Genomic DNA, 4,286 nt, shown 5'->3' with positions numbered 1-4,286 from the left:
TTTGACACAGCAGACATGGAAAAGCTGTGGGCGGTGCCGGACGGCGACAAATGCGCGGCAAACCAGGTGCTGTATCACCTTGGGTCGCGCGGCATTGAATACGACTTGCTGCCGTGGCTTATGGAGCGCGGCGTACCGGTCATGGCCTATTGTCCGGTCGCGCAGGCAGGCTCGCTGCAAAGAAAGTTGCTTGCTGATAAGGGGCTGAATGCGATCGCACAGGCGCACAACGTTTCCGTGTTTCAGGTTATGCTTGCGTTTGTACTGCGGCAGGAACAGGTCATCGCGATCCCCAAAGCGGCGCAAAGTGCGCATACGCGTGAAAATGCGCTGGCGGCAGAGCTTGTGCTGAGCGAAGAAGAATGGACGGCGATTGACCGCGCGTTCCCCGCGCCGACGCATAAAGTTTCTTTGGATATCCAATAAAACAAAAAGACGGTATGCCTTTAAGGCATACCGTCTTTTATAGTCGTTCCTACAAATGCTTTTCCTTGACCGTACCATTGCGGTAAGCGGTCAAAAGCGCGTTCAGGTCGTCAATATCAGCCTGCAGCTCGCGCCCGACATCCGTTTCGCCAACAGTGATGCGTGTCTGTGCCGTATCAAATACCACATAAGTGGAAAGGATATCCTTGTTGTGTTGGATCGCGTCGACCAGTCCGGAAAAGGGCTCGTGGGACACAAGGCGGATGCCGTACGAGCTGTAAAACATCGTATAGCCGGCAATGCCTGTCTGCGTTTGGTATGCGCGGCAAAACCCACCGTCAATGACGATCATCTTGCCGCCGCCGCGCACGGGAAACTCGCCGTCCTTAAAGCGCACAGGCACATGGCCGTTCACGATGTGTGAATACTGGTCTGTCAGCCCAAACTCCTGCAATATTTTTTCGCACATCTCCTGGCTTTCCACGTGCTTATAATACGGGTCTTTTTCTTCCTTCCAGGCGTCCTTGTCATCAATGAACATGCGCTCGAAGGTGGCGATCTTACTGCGTCCAAAAAGCGGGGAACGCCTGCCGCACCACAAATACCACAGGAAGTCCTGTCCATATTTGCGGATATCAGACCCGTCCTGCCCATAATATCCCTGCCGCGCGAGCGCATCCGCATAATCCATAAATTCTTTACCGCTTCGCGGCGTTTTGCCAAAGGTCAGTGCGTAAAAGTCGCCTTCCTCCGTCATGGGGATGCAGCCGTGGAACAGCAGAGTGCCGTTGAATACCTTGTATAAACTGCCCTGTGAAAAGAGGAATTTTACGTGCCGCTGCAGCTTTTCACTCTGTGCAAAAGAGGAGATCAGCTGCGTGACGACGTCTGCTTCCTCGCTCGTCAACTCGTAAGGATTCTTAGGATCGATGGTAGGGAAGTCGCTGTCATTGAGGGCGTAGCGCTGCCCGCCTACAGGCACGCTCATGTCCTTAAAATCGATTTTATCGAGAAGCAGCCGGTCTTCCATATTGAATTCCGGATGCCGCAGGATCGCCTGCCCCTCCAGCTTGAACTGGATGATGGCGATCGCCTTGTGCATGTGATCAAGAAGGTCGGTGTCGTCCGTATATGTTTGCTGCGCAAACAGGGCAAGCGGACGCAAGTTGATGCCGTACGCGTTTTCCACAAAGTCGATGTTGGAATATTTTGTGCTGATGTTTAGGACGCACGCGATGCACGCCGCGCTTCCGGCTGCCGCGCCCATCCAGAGGATGTCGTGGTTTCCCCACTGGATGTCCACCGAATGATGGTTCATCAGCTTATCGAGGATCACGTCTGCGTGCGGGCCGCGGTCAAACACGTCGCCCACAACGTGCAGCCGGTCGACGACCAACCGCTTGATCACGCCTGTAAGGGCGGTGATAAACGCATCCGCACGGTCAACATCGAGGATGGTCTTAACGATGTTTTCATAATAATTCTGCTTGTTTCTATCCGCGCTGTCCGTGTGCAAAAGCTCGTCTATGATATACGAAAAATCCTGCGGGCACGCTTTACGCACCTTGGAACGGGTATACTTGGAGGCGCACAGGCGGCACACGTCGATCAGCCGGTAAAGCGTGATGCGGTACCACTCATACATATCCTTTTCGTTTTGTTTGATTTCTTCCAATTTGCGTTCGGGATAATAGATCAGCGTGCACAGCTCGGTACGCACGGCGGACGACAGGCTTTTTTCAAACAGGATGTCCACCTTCTCGCGGATCACGCCCGAAGCATTGTTTAAAATATGTGTGAAGGCTTCCGCCTCGCCGTGGATGTCGCTTACAAAATGCTCGGTTCCCTTGGGCAGGTTGAGGATGGCCTGCAGGTTGATGATCTCGGTACACGCCGACTGGATCGTCGGGTATTGCTCTGACAGAAGTTCCAAATACTTACTATTTGTTCGCGTCATTTTCTCACCTTTCTTAAGACCGGCGGAACGTGAAAGTTAAGTTGTTTAGCTAAGAACAGTTTACCGTATTTTTGCGAAAAAAGAAACTGTTTATGGTATAATAGAAAAAAATTGTAAGCGGAGAAAATAGCATGGAACTGAAAAACGGCGGTATCTTGCTGTTCGATGGCGCAATGGGGACATACCTCGCGGCGAAGTACGAAGACAGCATAGCGCGGTGCGAATTATCTAATATACAGCATCCGGAGCGCGTCACACAAGCGCACAGGGAATACATTGCGGCAGGTGCGGACGCGATCAAGACGAACACCTTTGCGGCAAACACGCATTCTATGGGAACGGATTTAGGCGATGTGTTTGCGGTGATCGACGCGGGGTGCAGGTGTGCGCAGGCTGCCGCAGCAAAAGATACGCTCATCTTTGCGAGCATGGGGCCGATTTTGCACGATGATCAAAAGAAGTGCGACGAAGAACGCCATAACCTGATTGACCGTTTTCTTGCAAATGGCGTTTCACATTTCCTGTTCGAGACGTTCGGCGAAGCGCCAGCGCTTATCGAAGCGGCGCAGTATGTAAAGAGCATATGTCCGGAAGCATATGTGATCACAGAGTGCTCGGTCGCGCCGGATATGTATACGCAAAGCGGCATATCAGCGCAAAGCATCATTGATGCGCTGTGCGAAATAGACGAGATCGACGCGTACGGCTTCAACTGCACATGCGGGCCGTTGCACATGGTGAATGTGGTACAAAGCATCGAATTTTACGAAAAGCCGGTGTGCATCATGCCCAACGCGGGTTACCCGACCGTTGTTGGTGGGCGTACGGTGTTCAAAAGCACGCCGGATTATTTTGCGGAGCAACTATTAAAGATCGCCGGAGCGGGCGTGAAGATATTGGGCGGTTGCTGCGGCACCACGCCCGAACACATCCGCGCGGCGGCGCAGGCATTGCGGTCGTTTCATGCGGCAGGGGGCGCCCGCGAAAAAGCACCGGCGCATGACCATTCCCCGCAGAAAGCAAAAAAACAGGATGTGTCAGGTGGGAAACCTATCGCGGTCGAGCTCGATTCGCCGCTCGACGCGGACGGCGCGTTCTTCACAGAGGCGGCGCAAAACCTCGCTGCCGCGGGTGCGGATTATATCACGATCGCGGACTGCCCGATCGGGCGGGCGCGTGCGGACAGCAGTATGCTTGCCGCTATGCTCAAGACGCAGTACGGCATCACGGCGCTGCCGCACTTAACGTGCAGAGACAGGAACCTAAACGCCTCCAAGGCGCTTTTGTTGGGACTGCATATGCAGGGCATACACGATGTGCTCGTCGTAACGGGCGACCCCATCCCCAACAACCGCAGGGGAGAGATCAAAAGCGTGTTCCAGTTCAATTCCGTGCTCTATACGGAATTCATCAGGGATCTTAACCGCACGGTGTTTGCGGACGCGCCCTTCACGGTCATGGGCGCGCTCAATGTGAACGCGCAGAACTTTGACGCGGAGCTTGCAAAAGCAAAGAAAAAGGAACAAGCTGGTATGAGCTGCTTTTTGACGCAGCCGGTCTACGAGCAGCACGCGGCCGATAATATAGCGCGCGCAAAACGCGAGCTTGCTGCGGAAATATGGGCGGGCGTTATGCCTGTCGTCAGCTACAAAAACGCCTGCTTTATCAACAACGAGCTTGCGGGCATCGATATTCCAGCGGAAATCTGCGAACGCTTCAAGGACGCGGACAGGCAGCAGGCGGCAAAGATCGCTGTGGAGACGGCGATGGACACCATAGAATTGGTAAAAGAAATCGCGGACGGTTATTACATCATCACGCCGCTAAAGCGTGCGGATATCGTGTGCGAGATTATAAAGGAGTTAAAAGCATGATCATTATTGGAGAAAAACTCAACAGCTCC

General features: G+C 53.5%; 3 protein-coding genes. 2 read left to right on the top strand and 1 reads right to left on the bottom strand.

Annotation, left to right across the window (positions count from 1 at the left end; all coding sequences use genetic code 11):
• A partial coding sequence (locus VB081_RS01645) for an aldo/keto reductase (protein WP_323399122.1) occupies positions 1-426 on the top strand: 426 nt, incomplete at its 5' end.
• 49 nt (positions 427-475) lie between these two features.
• Here VB081_RS01645 and VB081_RS01640 read toward each other — a convergent pair.
• Complete coding sequence (locus tag VB081_RS01640) at positions 476-2,383, bottom strand: fructose-1,6-bisphosphatase (protein WP_323399121.1); 1,908 nt, start codon at positions 2,381-2,383, stop codon at positions 476-478.
• Positions 2,384-2,514: 131 nt separating this feature from the next.
• On the opposite strand from VB081_RS01640, the gene VB081_RS01635 reads away from it, so the two are divergent.
• Positions 2,515-4,257 carry a bifunctional homocysteine S-methyltransferase/methylenetetrahydrofolate reductase gene (locus tag VB081_RS01635; RefSeq protein WP_323399120.1) on the top strand — a complete coding sequence of 581 codons (1,743 nt, stop codon included), beginning with the start codon at positions 2,515-2,517 and terminating at the stop codon, positions 4,255-4,257.
• Positions 4,258-4,286: the final 29 nt, after the last annotated feature.

The organism is Christensenella sp., from assembly GCF_034927525.1.
GTDB lineage: Bacteria > Bacillota > Clostridia > Christensenellales > Christensenellaceae > Christensenella.
This window is presented reverse-complemented; position numbering and strand designations above follow the sequence as displayed.